17 protein-coding genes are annotated in these 15,343 nt (G+C 71.0%); 9 read left to right on the top strand and 8 right to left on the bottom strand.

What is annotated here, in order from left to right; all coding sequences use genetic code 11:
* Positions 1-42: 42 nt before the first annotated feature.
* Together ABZ899_RS26210 and ABZ899_RS26205 are read right to left on the bottom strand one after the other, a co-directional pair.
* Positions 43-645: an NAD(P)-binding domain-containing protein gene (locus tag ABZ899_RS26210; protein WP_361350524.1), complete on the bottom strand. Its 603-nt coding sequence runs from the start codon at positions 643-645 to the stop codon at positions 43-45.
* A complete protein-coding gene (locus tag ABZ899_RS26205) occupies positions 642-1,679 on the bottom strand; it encodes a zinc-binding dehydrogenase (protein WP_361350522.1) in 1,038 nt (345 codons plus the stop codon). The genes ABZ899_RS26210 and ABZ899_RS26205 overlap by 4 nt, the downstream gene beginning before the upstream one ends.
* Positions 1,680-1,773: 94 nt before the next feature.
* Here ABZ899_RS26205 and ABZ899_RS26200 point away from each other — a divergent pair, with 94 nt between their 5' ends.
* On the top strand, positions 1,774-2,373 hold the full coding sequence (locus ABZ899_RS26200) for a TetR/AcrR family transcriptional regulator (protein WP_361350520.1): 600 nt from the start codon (positions 1,774-1,776) through the stop codon (positions 2,371-2,373).
* A 25-nt stretch (positions 2,374-2,398) separates the two neighbouring features.
* Here the strand turns inward: ABZ899_RS26200 and ABZ899_RS26195 are convergent, their stop codons facing one another.
* Positions 2,399-2,839, bottom strand: a complete 441-nt coding sequence (locus ABZ899_RS26195) for a hypothetical protein (RefSeq protein ID WP_361350518.1) — start codon at positions 2,837-2,839, stop codon at positions 2,399-2,401.
* Positions 2,840-3,013: 174 nt separating this feature from the next.
* On the opposite strand from ABZ899_RS26195, the gene ABZ899_RS26190 reads away from it, so the two are divergent.
* The 3 genes from ABZ899_RS26190 (at position 3,014) to ABZ899_RS26180 (ending at position 6,726) form a co-directional block, all read left to right on the top strand.
* Positions 3,014-3,598: a 3'-5' exonuclease gene (locus tag ABZ899_RS26190; protein ID WP_361350516.1), complete on the top strand. Its 585-nt coding sequence runs from the start codon at positions 3,014-3,016 to the stop codon at positions 3,596-3,598.
* Between the two features lie 571 nt (positions 3,599-4,169).
* Positions 4,170-5,111, top strand: coding sequence for an N-acetylmuramic acid 6-phosphate etherase (gene murQ, locus ABZ899_RS26185; RefSeq protein WP_361350515.1), 942 nt, complete (start codon positions 4,170-4,172; stop codon positions 5,109-5,111).
* Positions 5,112-5,145: 34 nt separating this feature from the next.
* A complete protein-coding gene (locus ABZ899_RS26180; RefSeq protein ID WP_361350513.1) occupies positions 5,146-6,726 on the top strand; it encodes a PTS transporter subunit EIIC in 1,581 nt (526 codons plus the stop codon).
* 42 nt (positions 6,727-6,768) lie between these two features.
* On the opposite strand, the gene ABZ899_RS26175 is transcribed toward ABZ899_RS26180, so the two are convergent.
* Together ABZ899_RS26175 and ABZ899_RS26170 are read right to left on the bottom strand one after the other, a co-directional pair.
* Positions 6,769-6,966, bottom strand: a complete 198-nt coding sequence (locus ABZ899_RS26175) for a hypothetical protein (RefSeq protein WP_361350511.1) — start codon at positions 6,964-6,966, stop codon at positions 6,769-6,771.
* Positions 6,967-6,981: 15 nt separating this feature from the next.
* Entirely contained in the window at positions 6,982-7,710 is a 729-nt protein-coding gene (locus tag ABZ899_RS26170) for a TetR/AcrR family transcriptional regulator (RefSeq protein WP_361350510.1), read from the bottom strand.
* An 88-nt stretch (positions 7,711-7,798) separates the two neighbouring features.
* Here ABZ899_RS26170 and ABZ899_RS26165 point away from each other — a divergent pair, with 88 nt between their 5' ends.
* The 3 genes from ABZ899_RS26165 to ABZ899_RS26155 all read left to right on the top strand — a co-directional run bounded on the left by ABZ899_RS26165 (position 7,799) and on the right by ABZ899_RS26155 (position 10,526).
* Positions 7,799-8,695, top strand: a complete 897-nt coding sequence (locus tag ABZ899_RS26165) for an SDR family oxidoreductase (protein ID WP_361350508.1) — start codon at positions 7,799-7,801, stop codon at positions 8,693-8,695.
* Between the two features lie 69 nt (positions 8,696-8,764).
* Complete coding sequence (locus tag ABZ899_RS26160) at positions 8,765-10,216, top strand: APC family permease (protein ID WP_361350506.1); 1,452 nt, start codon at positions 8,765-8,767, stop codon at positions 10,214-10,216.
* Positions 10,203-10,526: a hypothetical protein gene (locus tag ABZ899_RS26155; protein WP_361350504.1), complete on the top strand. Its 324-nt coding sequence runs from the start codon at positions 10,203-10,205 to the stop codon at positions 10,524-10,526. The genes ABZ899_RS26160 and ABZ899_RS26155 overlap by 14 nt, the downstream gene beginning before the upstream one ends.
* Before the next feature lie 107 nt (positions 10,527-10,633).
* Here the strand turns inward: ABZ899_RS26155 and ABZ899_RS26150 are convergent, their stop codons facing one another.
* Both ABZ899_RS26150 and modA read right to left on the bottom strand, forming a co-directional pair.
* Positions 10,634-11,230: a TetR/AcrR family transcriptional regulator gene (locus tag ABZ899_RS26150; protein WP_361350502.1), complete on the bottom strand. Its 597-nt coding sequence runs from the start codon at positions 11,228-11,230 to the stop codon at positions 10,634-10,636.
* 446 nt (positions 11,231-11,676) lie between these two features.
* Positions 11,677-12,480 carry a molybdate ABC transporter substrate-binding protein gene (gene modA / locus ABZ899_RS26145; RefSeq protein WP_361350500.1) on the bottom strand — a complete coding sequence of 268 codons (804 nt, stop codon included), beginning with the start codon at positions 12,478-12,480 and terminating at the stop codon, positions 11,677-11,679.
* A 220-nt stretch (positions 12,481-12,700) separates the two neighbouring features.
* On the opposite strand from modA, the gene ABZ899_RS26140 reads away from it, so the two are divergent.
* Positions 12,701-13,258: a GNAT family protein gene (locus ABZ899_RS26140; protein ID WP_361350498.1), complete on the top strand. Its 558-nt coding sequence runs from the start codon at positions 12,701-12,703 to the stop codon at positions 13,256-13,258.
* A 482-nt stretch (positions 13,259-13,740) separates the two neighbouring features.
* Here ABZ899_RS26140 and ABZ899_RS26135 read toward each other — a convergent pair whose 3' ends face one another.
* The gene (locus tag ABZ899_RS26135; RefSeq protein WP_361350496.1) at positions 13,741-14,145 is read right to left on the bottom strand and encodes a DUF4265 domain-containing protein; all 405 of its coding nucleotides are present in this window, start codon (positions 14,143-14,145) and stop codon (positions 13,741-13,743) included.
* A 235-nt stretch (positions 14,146-14,380) separates the two neighbouring features.
* Between ABZ899_RS26135 and ABZ899_RS26130 the strand changes: the two genes are divergently transcribed.
* Positions 14,381-15,157 carry a hypothetical protein gene (locus tag ABZ899_RS26130; protein WP_361350494.1) on the top strand — a complete coding sequence of 259 codons (777 nt, stop codon included), beginning with the start codon at positions 14,381-14,383 and terminating at the stop codon, positions 15,155-15,157.
* Positions 15,158-15,343: the final 186 nt, after the last annotated feature.

Below are 15,343 nucleotides of genomic sequence, written 5' to 3'. Positions count from 1 at the left end.
GCGGACGCGAGGAGGGCGCGTGGACGAGCAGGAGGGGTGGGTTCAGTCCTGCTTGAGGACATGGAGGCTGGACAGGGGGCCGCCGAGCTGGATGAGACGTCCTCCCTCGCGCAGGCTTCCGAGGTCGACGGGGGCGAAGCCGAACGCGGACGTCAGGCCGATCACGGTGTTCTTGGCGTCGGCGTCGTCGCCGGCGAGGAACAGCACCTGCCGCCCGGCCTCATGGCGGGGGTCGGGCGCGATGTACTGCGCGAAGAGGGAGTTGAAGGCCTTCACCACGCGGGCGCCCGGGAGCAGGGTGGCCACGTACTCGCTCCCGGTGAGATCGCCCAGGTCGGCGATCCGCGGCTGCGGGGGAGGGGACGCGAACTGGTTGGTGGCGTCGATGACGACGGTCCCGTCCAGACGGGGGAGCCGGGCGGCGACGTCCCGGACCTGCGGCCAGCCGACGGCGAGGACGACGAGATCCGCTGCGGCGGCCTCCGCGGGCGTCGCTGCTGACGCGAGTGGGCCGAGGTCCTCGACCAGGGGCGCCAGAGTGTCGGGCCCCCGGCTGTTGCTGAGCACGACCTCGTGACCGAGCCGGATCGCGTGCCGCGCGATGGCCTGCGCGATCGTTCCGGCTCCGAGCATGCCGATCCTCATCGGACGGCCTCCTGCCCGGTGCCGGCCGATCGCGGCGAGGTGAGCAGGACGGTCCCGCGTTTGCCCGGGCGACGGGCGTGCTCGACGGCCGCCTTGAAGTCGGCGAGGTCGTAGCGGGCCGCCACCTCGAACAGCTCCGGCGTGCTCTGCGCCAGCTCCAGGGCGAAGGCGATGTCCTGGGCGCGCTCCTCCGGGGTGCGATGGGTCCAGTGCCACACCGTCACGCCCCGGATCGTCAGTCCCCGCTGGCCGAGGGGCAGTTGCTCCAGGGTCGTGGTGCCGGGGCCGAGTCGGCCGTAGGTGATCAGGGTGCCGCCGTCGGCGAGCAGTGCGACGAGGTCCTGGGTCATGGCGCCGCCGACGCAGTCGAGGACGACCTGGACGTCCTGGCCGCCGGTCAGGCGACGGACCTGCTCCCGCCAGTCCCCGTCGCTGGTCGTGATCACGGGCAGCGTGGGGTACAGGCTCCGCATCGTCCGGGCGCCGGACGCGCTGCGCACGAGGTTGACCAACGGCAGGTCGTGCCGGACGGCGGCCGCGCTGACGAGCCGGCCGATGGACGAACCGGCTGCCGTCTGGAGGACGGGCCCCTTGCGCTGCCGCAGGGCGTTCTCCACCGCCCGGTACAGCATGAGCAGCGTCAGCGGGTTGACCAGCATCAGGGCGGCGGTCTCGTCACTGACGCCGTCCGGTACCGGAACGGCGCGCTCGGCCGCGACGACGACGAGGTCGGCCCAGGTGCCCGGTGCCGGGAAGACCGCGACCCGTTGACCGGGCCGCAGCGCCCGCACGTCCGGCCCGACGCTCTCGACGACGCCCATGCCCTCCACGCCGGGAGTGCGGACCTCCGGCCGCCGCTGCTCCGGCAGCCCCGGCAGGCCCTCCACGCCGATCAGATCGCCCGGATGGACGGGCCGGACCAGCAGGCGGACGAGGACCTGCCCGGCGCCGGGACGGGGCGGCGGATCGGGGTCCTCCCTCAGCGTGAGTACCTGTGCGGGGTCGCCTTGGCGGGTGTGCACGAGGGTGCGCATGGCTCCTCCAGCCCTTTTGATGACGAGCATCATCAAAACAATGATGAGAGGTAACCTTGAAAAGGTCAAACACAGTCGGCGAGGGAGGGCGGACATGCCGCGGATCACCAAGGAAGAGAAGGCCAGGAATCGGCAGAACATCGTGGAGGCGGCCGGGCGCATGTTCCGCGCGCAGGGCATCGACGCCGTCGGGATCGCCGACCTCATGAAGGAAGCGGGCCTGACGCACGGCGGCTTCTACAACCACTTCGCGTCCAAGGACGAGCTGGCCGCCGAGGTGTGCAACGCCTCGTTCGCGACGTCGCTGGGCGTGTTGGCGCAGGCCGTCGAGGACGGGGACGCTCCCGCCGGCTCAGCGCTGCGACGGATGGTGGACGACTACCTCTCGGCCGGGCACCGGGACGCCCAGGACGGCGGCTGCCCGTCCGCTTCCCTGGTGATCGACGCCGGACGCCACGACGAGGCCATCCAGCGCTCGTACGCCGCAGGCGTGGAGGGCTACCTGACCGGCTTCGCCGCGGAACTCGCCCGCGAGCACGACGGGGACCTCGCTCCGCAGGAGGCCCGCGACCAGGCGGTGCTGCTGCTCAGCCGGCTCGTCGGCGCGATGGTGCTCGCCCGCGCCGTACGCGACGTCGAGCCCGCCCTGTCCGACGAGATCCTGCGGACGTGCCGCGCGCACGCGCTCGACTGAGGGCCGCCGGGCGGAGGACCCGGGGTCAACTCCGGGCGGCCTCAGTGGCGTTGTCCTGCGCAGTCCGCGCGTACGGCACCACCACGATCTGCACGTCGTCCTCGTAGACGACCCGTCCCGGAGCGGCGGACCGCAGAACCTGACAGTCGACGCCGTGCGCGGACAGGATCTCCAGGTAGCCGGGAACGCGAGCGAGGAGATGCGTGGCCGACGGCTTGAACCACGCCGCGGCGCCAGGATTCACGTTGTCGTCGTAGACGCTGGTGTCGACGGTCGAGGGGTCGGTGTACGCGGCGTCGTACCAACGGTTGTTGCGACGCCGGAAGGCATCCTGCTCCTCCGACAGCCTGCCCTCCCGCGCCAGATTGTTCACGAGCCCGAAGACCCCGGTGAACCGACCTCGGTCGTTGCGATGCGGCGATTGGAACCGCAGGTAGTGGACGCCCTCGCTGTCGCTGATCCCCATCGGCACATCCTCGCACCGCCCGAACGGCGGCGGCACGCTCCCGACCGTTGATCCGGCGCCACTCGGCGCGGCCATGCGGGATTTCTGCCTGAGGGCGGCGCAGGGCGGGTCAGTGTCAGGGCAGCGTCGAAAATGACGTGCTCCAGCCCGTTGCGCCTCCATACGCTGCCTGCCATGGACAGCACCTGGGCGGAGGGCCTCGTCAACGTCGTGGACGTCGAAGCGACGTGTTGGGCTGGTTCCCAGCCACGTGGCGAGGTCAGCGAGATCATCGAGATCGGGTTGACCGTCATCGACCCGGACGCCGGTGAGCGCCTCGCCCGGCACCGGATCCTGGTGAGGCCCGCCCGGTCCACGGTCAGCGAGTTCTGCACCGAGCTGACCGGCCTCACTCAGCAGGAGGTCGATCAGGGGGTCACTTTCGCCGAGGCGTGCCGGCTACTGGCGGCCGAGCACCGCGCGGGCGCCCGGCCGTGGGTCAGTTGGGGCGACTACGACCGCCACCAGTTCACACGGCAGTGTCAGGCCACGCGGACGCCCTACCCTTTCGGCCGCCGTCACACCAACGCCAAGGCTGTCTTCACCGAGGCGTATGGTCTGCGCAAACGCCCCGGCATGGCACAGGCCCTGAAGATCGCCGGGCGGCGGCTCGAAGGCCGTCACCACCGGGGCGAGGACGACGCCTGGAACATCGCGGGCCTCGTGCTTCACCTCGCTGAACGGGGGGTCTGGCCAGCCGCGGTGGAACACCCCGCCTGACGCACCCGCCCGGCTTGACGGGCATCCGCAAGGGCCCCGCCACCCCAGGTCAGCGGCGCTCCGTCCTCGATCAGTTGCACGCGTCTCGTGAGTCCCGAAGGGTCCGCCGACTTCGGAGTGAACGCGGTGGTCCGTCCGCTCGGCGGCAGCAGGCGGAGGCCTTCTTCGGCGCGTGCGTCGGCAGCCTCTTCGCCCCCGAGGAGGACGGGGGCGGGGCCGGGGGAGCGGCGCATGCGTTCCTGCGCCTGTGTGAAGGGGCGCACGTGCCCGTCGCTGTGCCGGACGCGGGGGCCTGTGCTGCGGCACGCCCTGGCAGTCCGAGGGATACACCTGCGGGCATCGAACCACGGCGGCGCGCACGCTGGGCGCCCTGTGGATCGCCCAAGAGGTCTTGACGCACCTCCGGGCTGAAAATATGTTTCATGTCATCGGAGCGCAGTGAAAGAAAGTTTCGACCGCTGTCTCTCCTGTCACACAGGGCAGCCGAACCGGTTCCCGTCCCGTGTGACGGAAGTGCGCCGACATCGCCCAAGCCCCTGAAACGCCCGAACCACAGGAGCCGTGAACGCTCATGTCCACCCAAGACGCCGGCGGTGACGCCCTGCTGCGTGACCAACTGGCCACCCTGGCCACGGAGGCGCACCGGCCCGAATTGGCGGACATCGACCGCCGCACCACGCTGGACATCGCCCGCCACATGAACGCGGAGGACGCCACCGTCAGCGCGGCGGTCGCGGACCGGCTCCCCGAGATCGCCGCCGCGATCGACGGCATGGCCGAGCGGATGGCCCGTGGCGGACGGCTCGTCTACGCCGGAGCGGGCACCGCCGGGCGGCTCGGTGTCCTGGACGCCTCCGAGTGCCCGCCCACCTTCAGCACCGACCCCTCCCAGGTGGTCGGCCTCATCGCGGGTGGCCCCTCCGCCATGGTCACCGCTGTCGAGGGCGCCGAGGACTCCGAAGAGGGCGCCCGTCAGGACCTCGATGCGCTGAAGCTGACCGCCGACGACGTGGTGGTGGGCATCTCCGCCTCAGGCCGCACCCCGTACGCCGTCGAGGCCGTCCGCCACGCCCGCTCCCTCGGCGCCCTCACCGTCGGACTGTCCTGCAACGCCGACAGCGCGCTCGCGGCGGCCGCCGACCACGGCATCGAGGTCGTCGTCGGACCGGAGATCCTGACCGGCTCGACCCGGCTCAAGGCGGGCACCGCGCAGAAGCTGGTGCTCAACATGTTCTCCACCATCACCATGATCAGGCTCGGCAAGACCTACGGGAACCTGATGGTCGACCTGCGCGCCTCCAACGAGAAGCTGCGGGCGCGCGCCCACCGGATCGTGGGCCTCGCCACCGACGCCTCCGACGAGGCCGTCTCCGCCGCGCTCGCCGCCACCGGCGGCGACGTCAAGAACGCGATCCTCCTCCTGCTCGGCGGCGTCGACGCGCCGACCGCCGAGCGACTTCTCCGCAACGCCCACGGACACCTGCGCAGCGCCCTGGAAACCGCGGCCGCCTGACGCACCAGCCCTTACTCACAGCAAGGCCGATCTCATGGCGAACGAGAACAAGTACCGCGACACCGCGGCCGCCATCCTGCCCCTCGTCGGAGGAGCACGGAACGTGGCGTCGGTGGCCCACTGCATGACCCGGCTCCGGCTGGGCCTGCACGACCGGACCCTCGTGCAGGAGGAACAGCTCACGGCGCTGCCCTCGGTGATGGGCGTCGTCGAGGACGACACCTACCAGATCGTGCTCGGCCCGGGCACCGTCGCCCGCGTCACCCCCGAGTTCGAGACCCTCGTCGAGGAGGAGCGCGCCGCCGCTCCGCAGGCGGCGGCCCCCGCGGGCGGCCCGGCTCCCGAGGCCGTGACCGCCGAGGACCTCGCCGCCCAGGGCGCCGCCCTGCGGGCCCAGCGCAAAGCCCGCAACGCCACCCCCTTCAAGCTGCTGCTGCGGCGCATCGCGAACATCTTCGTGCCGCTGATCCCCGCGCTCATCGGCTGCGGCATCATCGCCGGACTGAACGGCCTGCTCGTCAACCTCGGCTGGCTGCCCGGCATCACCCCCGCGCTGGCCGCGACGGCCTCCGGGTTCATGGCGCTGATCGCCGTGTTCGTCGGCTACAACACGGCGCAGGAGTTCGGTGGCACACCGATCCTCGGCGGCGCCGTCGCCGCGATCATCGTCTACGCGGGCGTCGCCAACGTGGAGGCGTTCGGCCAGCACCTCTCCCCGGGCCAGGGCGGCGTCCTGGGCGCCCTCGGCGCGGCATGGCTCGCCGTGCGGATCGAGAAGTGGTGCCGCCGCTGGGTCCCCGTCTCCATCGACGTCCTCGTCACGCCCACCATCACCGTGCTGGTGTCCGGTCTCGTCACCCTCTTCGGGCTGATGTTCCTCGCCGGTGAGGTCTCCACGAAGATCGGTGAGGCCGCGAACTGGCTGCTCTCGCACGGCGGCGCCGGAGCCGGTCTGATCCTCGGCGGCCTGTTCCTGCCGCTGGTCATGCTCGGCCTGCACCAGGCGCTCATCCCGATCCACACGACCCTCATCGAGCAGCAGGGCTACACCGTGCTGCTCCCCATCCTCGCGATGGCCGGCGCGGGCCAGGTCGGTGCCGCGATCGCCGTCTACTTCCGCCTGCACCGCAACACCTCCATCCGCCGGACCATCAAGTCGGCCCTGTGGCCGGGCTTCCTCGGGGTGGGCGAGCCGCTGATCTACGGCGTGTCGCTGCCGCTGGGCCGCCCCTTCATCACCGCCTGCACCGGCGGCGCCCTCGGCGGCGCGTTCATCGGGCTGTTCAACCAGCTGGGCACCGACGTCGGCTCCACCGCGATCGGCCCGTCGGGCTGGGCGCTCTTCCCGCTGCTCGACGGCGACCACGGACTTGGCCAGACCGTCGCCGTCTACGCGGGCGGCCTGATCGTCGGCTACCTCGGCGGCTTCCTCGCCACGTACTACTTCGGCTTCACCAAGACGATGCTCGCGGAACTCAACGTGACCCCCGCAGCGTCCGCACCCTCCGCACCGGACACCGCGACAGCGGCGAACCCGGCGACTGCCACCGCCGGGGACCGGGTGGCGGCGGCACCGGGCGAGCCGGCGGCACCGGCCGGCGTCCCGTCCCGCTGACACGCCGGAGCCGGAAGGAACCGACCGTGGGGCGGTCATCGTTCAGCCGAACGATGACCGCCCCACGACGCGTTCCCGCCGGTCCGTCGCCCCGGCGGCGGCCTCCGCCGTGAAGAACTCCCACAGCACGCGTCCGACCGGGACGGGATCGGCCTGTACGGGTACCTCGCCGAACCCGTCACTCGCGGCGAGGGCGCTCCGCGCGCTCTGCCCGAGGGCGAGCCGATCTGAGGCCGGCACGCCGCCGACCCCCGGTCATGCCCGCGGAGCGCCGCCGTCCGCTGCCAGCCGGGTCAGCCACTCGCGCAGCAGTCGCTGCTCGGCGTCGCTCAGGACATCGGCCTCGTCCGGAAGTGCGGCGCGCAGGGCGCGCGCCGCCGCGGCGGGGCCGCTCTCCGCCGCGGGGACCGTCGGCTCGGCGCGGGTGACGGCGGCGACCGTGGCCTCGCGCAGCGCGGTCAGGAGGGCGGGCGTGCGGCGTTCCGCCGGCGTGGAGTGCCAGGTGGTGACCGCTCCCCGGCCGGTGGCCTGGATGATCTGGGCGGCCAGTTCCTCGTCGACCCGCAGCCACCCCGCGGCCGCCAGCCGGCGCACCCGGCCGTAGAGCATGGCCAGGCCGGCGCGGTGCGCCAGGTCCGCCCCGCGCCCGGTCGCCCGGGTCATCACGCCGAACAGTTCCGGACGGGAGATCCCGAACTCCACGACCGTGTCCCACGCCCGGCGCAGATCCTCCACCGCGTCCTCCGGCTCGGGGTCCAGCAGCGCGCGCTTGCTCTCCAGGAACTGCGCGTACCCGTGCTCCGCGACGGCCTCGAGGAGCCCCTCCTTGTCCCCGAAGAGGCGGTAGATCGCCGGCGGCTGCATCCCCGCGGCGGAGGCGACCGCGCGGGTGCTCACCGCGTCCGGCCCGCCGGTCTCCAGGAGCTCGACGGCGGCCTCGACGATGCGGCGGCGCGGGCTGTCGGTGGTGTCGCGGGTAGTCATGAATCGATGATATCGGCAAGTTGCTTCCACTGATATTCCGGTGTTAGCGTCAAAGTGATTCCACTGGAAACACGTCTGGGAGAAGGCCATGATCATCGTCACCGGAGCCACCGGAAAGCTCGGCCGCCGCGTCGTCGAACGCCTCCTGGAGGGCGTCCCCGCCGGCCGCGTGGGCGTCAGTGTGCGCGACCCCCGCAAGGCCCAGGACTTCGCCGACCGTGGGGTCCGCGTCCGGCAGGGCAGCTTCGACGACCCCGCCTCGCTCGTGCACGCCTTCGAGGGCGCCGAGCAACTGCTCCTCGTCTCCCTCGACCGGGCGGGCGAGGAGTGCGTCGCCGGCCACCGCACCGCCATCGACGCCGCCGTGAAGGCCGGCGTCGGCCGCATCCTCTACACCAGCCAGATGGGCGCCGCCCACGACTCCCGCTTCCAGCCCTGCCGCGACCACGCCCGCACCGAGGACCTGCTGCGCGCCACCGGCCTGCCCTGGACGGCTCTGCGCAACGGCTTCTACGCGTCCAGCGCCCTGCAGTTCCTGGAGGCCGCCCGCCACACCGGCGACATCGCCCTCCCCGCCGACGGCCCGGTCACCTGGACCGGCCACGACGACCTCGCCGAGGCCACCGCCGCGATTCTCACCGAGGAGGGCCGCTTCGAAGGGCCCACCCCGCCCCTCACCGGCACGGCGGCGCTCGACTTCGCCGAGGTCGCCGAGATCGCGGCCCGGGTCACCGGACGGCCGTTCACCCGGACCGACGTCCCCGACGACGCCTTCCGCGAGCAGATGCTGGCGCATGGAGCCACGCCCTCCCTCGCCGACCTGCTGCTGAGCATCTTCGCGGCGGCGCGAGGCGGCGAGTTCACCGCCGTGGACCCGACCCTCGCCGAGCTGATCGGACGGGAACCCGCCCCCTTCGGCATCCTGCTGGAGCGCGCCTGGACCGGGGAGGGTACGGCCGGGCAGGCAGAAGGTGCGGCGTCGTAATCGAATCGCGTCCTTGTGTCCTCCGGAGCGGCGAGCGTGTATCTCGCCTTACGGGGGACACGAGGCGGTATGGCAAGAAGAGTCGGAAACAGCACCTCGGCGCGGGCGGGGACGGACACGGCGGCACCCGGAGGAACCCAGGAGGGCACGGCGCTCAAGCGCGCCCTGACCACCCCGCTGCTCTACTTCTTCATCCTGGGCGACGTCCTCGGCGCCGGGGTGTACGTCCTGATCGGGCAGGTCGCCGCCGACGCCGGGGGAGCGGTCTGGGTGCCGCTCGTCGTCGCCCTGCTGCTGGCCCTGCTGACCGCCGCCTCCTACGCCGAGCTCGCGACGAAGTATCCGAGGGCGGGCGGAGCCTCCCACTACACGACCCGCGCCTTCGGGCCGTTCGCCGGATTCGTCGCGGGCTTCTGCATGCTGGCCGCCGGCGTGGTCTCCGTAGCCGCCCTCGCCCGGGGCTTCGGCGGCGAGTACCTCTCGGCCTTCGTGACGCTGCCCGTGGGCCTGGTGGCCGTCCTGTTCCTGGCCCTCCTCGCCCTGATCAACGCACGCGGCATCAAGGAGTCCACCCGCGCCAACGTCGTCGCCACCCTCATCGAGGTGGGCGGACTGATGGTCATCATCGTCCTCGGCGCATGGCTGCTGCTGCGCGGTGACGGCGACGTCGGCCGTCTCACCCAGCTGGGCACGGCCGAGAAGGGCGCCGCGGCGGCCGTACTGAGCGGGTCCGTGCTGGCCTACTACTCCTTCGTCGGGTTCGAGACCTCGGTGAACGTCGCCGAGGAGACCCGCAACCCGCGGCGCTCCTACCCCCGCGCCCTGTTCGGTGCCCTCGCCACCGCCGGTGCCGTCTACGTGCTGGTGGGCCTGGCCGCCTCCGCGGCGGTCCCCACCACACGGCTGGCCGAGTCGAGCGGTCCGCTGCTGGAGGTCGTCAAGGAGGCCGGCGGCGTCCCCGAACGTCTGTTCAGTGCCATCGCGCTCGTCGCCGTCGCCAACGGCGCGCTGCTGACCGGCATCATGTCGTCCCGCCTCACCTACGGCATGGCGAAGGACGGCCTCCTCCCCTCCGCGCTGACCAAGGTGCTGCCCGGCCGCCGGACCCCGTGGGCCGCGATCGCGGTCACCACCGTGCTGGCGATGCTGCTCGCCCTCACCGGAAACGTCGCCACCCTGGCGTCGACCCTGGTCCTGCTCCTGCTGATCGTCTTCCTCATGGTCAACACGGCTGTCCTCGTCCTGCGCCGCGACGAGGGCGAGGCCGACCACTTCCGCACCCCGACGGTCCTGCCGGTGCTGGGCATCGCGTCGTGCGTCCTGCTGGCCACGCAGATCGAGGGCGCGGTGTGGCTGCGCGGACTCGCCATCGTGGCGGTCGGGGCACTGCTCGGTGCGGTGGCCACCGCACGGCGTAAGAGGGGTGCGCAGGGTGACGGCCGGCAGGGGGACCAGGCGTCCGCTGCTGAGGCCGGCCCGAGCGGCGCACCGGACCGGAATCGGCCACATGAGCACACGTGAACCACCGGAGACGACCCCCGACGGGCACTTCGTCGTCATCGACGGAAGAAGATGGCGGGCCACCGACCCGTCCCTCCCCGACGACATCGGCGCACGCCTGCGGCGTCACCTCATGTCCGCCCGCCGCGCCGTGCGCTCGGCGACGACGGCGAGCGATGCGAAGGCAGAAGGGGAGGCACGGGCCCGCGTGCAGCGGGCCAAGGTCGCGCTCGGGGAACGGGGCACCCCGTGGTGGGAACAGTCCGACGACGAGCGTCGACAGCGCTGGGAGGACGGGCTGGCGGACCTCGACGGGGAGACGCGGGACTGAGTCGCTTCGACGGTGCGGGGCCCGCTCGTCGCGGAGGCGCTGTTCGGCTCCCACCGGTGACGGCGAGGCGACGAACTGACCTGTCTCTTGGTCCCTGTGGGGAGGGGCTACTGGGCGGGAACGGCGGGCGCGAGCGGCGACGCGTCCAGCAGGACGGCCGCGGCGGCGCGGGCGGTCGTGGCGGCGGAAGGGTCGCGGTCCATCTTCGCGGACTGCCCGGCACCGTCGTACAGCAGGAGGACCTGCCTGGCGATGGTGTCGGGGTCGGCGTACCCGGCGGCTGCGGCCAGTTCGGTGAAGAGGCTGCGCAGCCAGGCGCGGTAACTGTCGGCGATCTTACGGGCAGCGCTGTCCTCGGCCGCCTCGGAGGTGGCCCGGGCGAAAGAGCAGCCGTTGTATCCCGGCTCGGTGAACGCTTCACCGAGTGCGTCGAAGACGCCGAGCAGTTGCTCGCGCGGAGTGCGGAAACGCGTCAGCGTGCGGGTGATGTGGTCCTTCCGGCGCTCGAACCGGAGCTCCAGGTAGGCGCAGACCAGGCCTTCCTTGCTTCCGAAGGTGTTGTACAGGGACGCCTTGGCCACACCGGCGTGCTCGATCACCCGGTCGATGCCGACGGTCTGCACGCCTTCGCCGTAGAAGAGCTCGTCGGCCGCCGTGAGGAGACGCTCACGCGCGGACTCGCGGGTCGAGGTCCTGGCAGCCATGGCGCCCACCTTTCTCTAGACAGACTTGTCCATTATAGACCCGACTGGGTCGGTCCTGCCTCGGGCATCCGAGCCGACAGCCGCTCCCCCCTTGTCCCGGCGTCCGCGCACGAGCCCGGCAAGGGCGGCGAGCGCCGGGGCAAGGGCGAACCTGTACTCCTTGGACTTCGTGATCAAGTCGCTGTCGTGCACGACCAGCCTCCGGCGATGACGGCTGCGAAACCCAGGCCGACGTGGGGACCAGTGGCCGTCCGGACAGAAGACAGAGCTGTCTGGCCCCTGCGAGGAGGGCTGGCAAGAGTCAGGCATGGTCGCGCGGCATGTCCGGTGCGCGGCGCGTTGTGGGCAGAGTTGCCGCCGACTCGTCGACGGGCACACGAGCGTACCGAGGGCGACCGCCTTGACCTGGGACGGCACGCACCCGCCAGGGGGTTGCCCGGGCAAGGTCACGGGGTGAGGAACCCTGCCTCGCTCAGCACCTTCTGGCCCTCGGGGGACTTCACGAGCTCGATGAACGCCTTCGCCGTCCCGGGGTTCCCGGACTCCCTGAGCAGGGTGATCGGGTAGTCGTTGACGGCGTCTGCGGACTCGGGGAACTCCACGCCCTCCACTTTGTCACCCGCTGCCTTCACGTCGGTCTTGTAGACGACGGCCGCGTCGGCCTCCTTCAGAACGACCTTGTTGAGGGCGGACTTGACGTCCTGCTCCCAGGAGACGGGGGTGAGCTTCAGCTTGCCGGCGTCGAGGGCCTTCTGCGCGGCGGCACCGCACGGCACCGTCTTGTCGCACAGCACGACCTTCATGCCCGAGCCGGTGAGGTCCTTGAGCGAGTCGACCTTGTCGGGGTTGCCCGGCAGTGTGGCGATCTCCAGCTGGTTGCGCACGAAGGTGGTCGGGGCGCCGCTGTTGTCCCCCGCGTCGGTGACGATCTTCATCGTCTTGGGGCTGGCCGAGGCGAACACGTCCGCCGGGGCTCCGCCGGTGATGCTCGCGGCCAAGGCGTCGCTGCCGCCGAAGTTGAACGTGACCTTCGTGCCGGGATGGTCCTTCTCGAACGTCCTGCCCAGTTCCTCGAAGCTCTCCTTGAGCGAGGCGGCCGCGAAGACGGTCACCTCACCGGACGGCTTGCCCGAGGGGGACGCCGACGAGGGGGAATCGTCGGAGGAGCAGGCGCTCAGCACCATCAGGGCGGCGGCGCCCGCGCCGGTCACCCTCAGCGTCCGACGGGTCCGGCGCACGGAACGGGTCATCACGGTCCACTCCTCGGGTCCTCGACGGGCGCAGCCGCGGCCTCGCGGCCCGCTGGATGCGTATGCGTCGATGATAATGCCGCACGTGCCAGCCGAAATCATCAGTGGCATCGCATGAGCCGGGCCAGAGCTTCGGACACCTGGCATGTGCGATCCTACGGTCCACCGCCGGTCGGATATTCGTTGCCCTGCCCGCCGCTGGGGTCACAAGATGATGCGCATGACTCTGCCCACTCCCGTCCTGCACACCGAGCGCCTGAGGCTGCGCCCCTTCACCGGTGCCGACGCGGACTCCCTCTTCGCGCTGCACAGCAGCTCCCACGTGCTGCGCTACTGGGACTCCCCGCCATGGACCGACCCGGCCCGTGCCCAGCGGTTCCTGGCGGTCTGCCGGACGATGGAGGATGAGGGCACCGGGGCGCGGGTGGCCATCGACCGTCTCTCCGACGGGGCGTTCGCCGGCTGGTGCGGCCTGTCCGAATGGAACCCGGAGTACCGCAGCGCCTCGCTGGGCTACGTCCTCGGCGACGCGATGTGGGGTCACGGTTACGCGACGGAGGCCGTACGGGCTCTGCTCCGGTGGGCGTTCGACTCCCTGGACCTGAACCGCGTCCAGGCCGAGGCCGACACCCGTAACGAGGCGTCGGCCCGGGTCCTCGAGAAGCTGGGGTTCGTCCGTGAGGGGACGTTGCGAGAGGACTGCGTCGTGAACGGCGTGGTGTCCGACTCGTGGGTGTATGGGCTCCTCAAGCGGGACTGGCAGCCGTCGGAGGGGTGAGTGGCGCGGGATGACAACTCGCGCCACTCACCCAGCTCGCCGGCCGCCCCGGTCTGGATGAAGTGACGAACGAGGGCCCACGCCCGATCGACAGCGATGACGCAGTCGCCATGGAACACAGCCAGGTCGTCCATGATCGGCACCTGCACGACCGGATCCGCTGCGGCCGTGCCGTCGCCGACGAGTAGGGACGACTTCTCAGCAGCGTCGATCAGGTGGATGACTGCTCGATCGTCTCGGAAGCCCAGGGTCAGCAGGGGGAACTCGCCGCCCGGCAGGCGGACTTCGAGATACCCCTGACCACCCGAGCACAGTGCGGTGAAGTGATCGGTCAGAGCCGCGATGCCGGAGCTTCGCTCAGTCGCGGAGAACTGTCGCGATTCGGGGTCCGTTGCTGTCCACGAGACGAGCATCCTTGCAACCTTTCCCTGCCCAGATCTTGCTGGGCACTCCAAGAACTCCCAACGCCATGATCTTTCGAGTCAGGAGTCGATCTCCCAGTGGAGGGTGCCGGCCTGGGCAAGGGGCTCCAGCACTTCGACGAAGGTCTCCTCCATGGAGCCAGGCGGGAGGTCTACCGCGAGGTAGGTGCCCTGAAGCCACTCATGGGGCAGGCCGGCGTCGGCGGCCTTGCCGTGCAGGAGCTCGTGCACTCGGTCTCGGTCCGCGTGTGCCACGACGAGTGCGACGCGAAGGGTCCGGTGCCCGGACTTGCGCACGACCTTGGTCACCAGATGGCTGCTGTCGATAGTCACCACGTCGCGGTAGCAGATTCCGTAGGTGAAGAACGGCAGACAGGCCACCTCGAACGTGTCCTCAGTGAGCTGGCGGGTCCACAACTGCTCACGCCAGCCGTCCTGACGGCCCGACAGGTCGGCGTGGATCATGTAGTTGGTAGGACCTCGGCCGATCGGATCCTCATGCGTGATGATGGTGATGGCGTGCCTCCTGGAGCTGGGTCCCGACTGCCAGATCTTGCAACAGCTGCCTCGGTCTCGATGAAGCGGGGCATGTTCAGACAGGTCCTGTGGCGGCTCGGCGCCCTCCGCGGAGCTCCGTGGCCTCCTCGCCCGGTACGGCATGGTCCACTGACACCTCCGACAGTAGAAAGCACACTTTTCGATGACCACACCACCCGTACGCATCGAGCGCAACGATCCGCCGACCCCTTCCGTCGTGACCGACCTGCCGTTCAAGTCTCAGCTCGTCAAAGCGGTGTTCAGGGACGTCACCTCGTTGCACGTCTCCCGGTCGGCTGCGTGGGCCGCCGCGTCGGTGACGCGGACTGTGCTGACGGAGATCATCGAGGGAGCGAGAAGCGCGGCGGCCGAGGAGGCCAGGAAGAGGCTGATCCCCAAGGACCTCATCTCGGCGATCGACCGGAACGTCGAGGCGGAAGTGGGATCGGAGTGGTACCTGCACAGCCCGACCTTCCACGGCCTGATGGGCGAGGTGCGCAACGCCGACGGCGCGCCCGTGTCTCTTCGTGAGCGCCGCGGGGCGCGTACACCGAGCGGTGTGGCCGGCGCCCACCGGTTCGAGGCCGGGGTGAGAAGGCTGCTGAGGAGCCGGGGGGTGAGGGCGGTCCCGGCGATGGTCCGCGACCTGGACGGAATCGCGAGCGTGTTCCTGACGGACCTGGCCCGGGATGCGGCCAAGGTCGTCCGCGAGGGCGGGGTCAAGCGGTTCGGGACGGTCAGTCTGGTGGTGCCGGGCGAGCCCGCCCCGGCCCCGCTGCTCAAGGACCCCCTCCTCGCCCTGTCCACCCGTCGCGGGGACGGTCGGACTGTCGGCGGGGACGACGTCCTGGCGGCCGTCACGATGCAGCTCTTCGGCGATCTCAGACAACGCGCCATCACCGAGGCAGTCGAGATGACACGGAACACGTCGGCCAACTGATCGGGCCCGCCCCCTGCGCTCCGCCCCCTGCGCATGGTTCCCACGTGCGCGCGGCTCCCAGAACCCGCCGCCCGCATTCGGCCCCGGTCGGCTAGTGATCTGAGTCGGAGATTCGTCGTTGGTTCGGTATGAGTCGTCCGGGTCCGAAGATTCCGCCGTTGTCGGTCACTGATGCCCAGCGGGCGG

The sequence above is a fragment of the Streptomyces sp. NPDC046859 genome (genome assembly GCF_040645135.1).
Lineage (GTDB): Bacteria > Actinomycetota > Actinomycetes > Streptomycetales > Streptomycetaceae > Streptomyces.
Note: the sequence above shows the minus strand (reverse complement) of the source record. Positions and strands in the feature narration are given on the sequence as shown.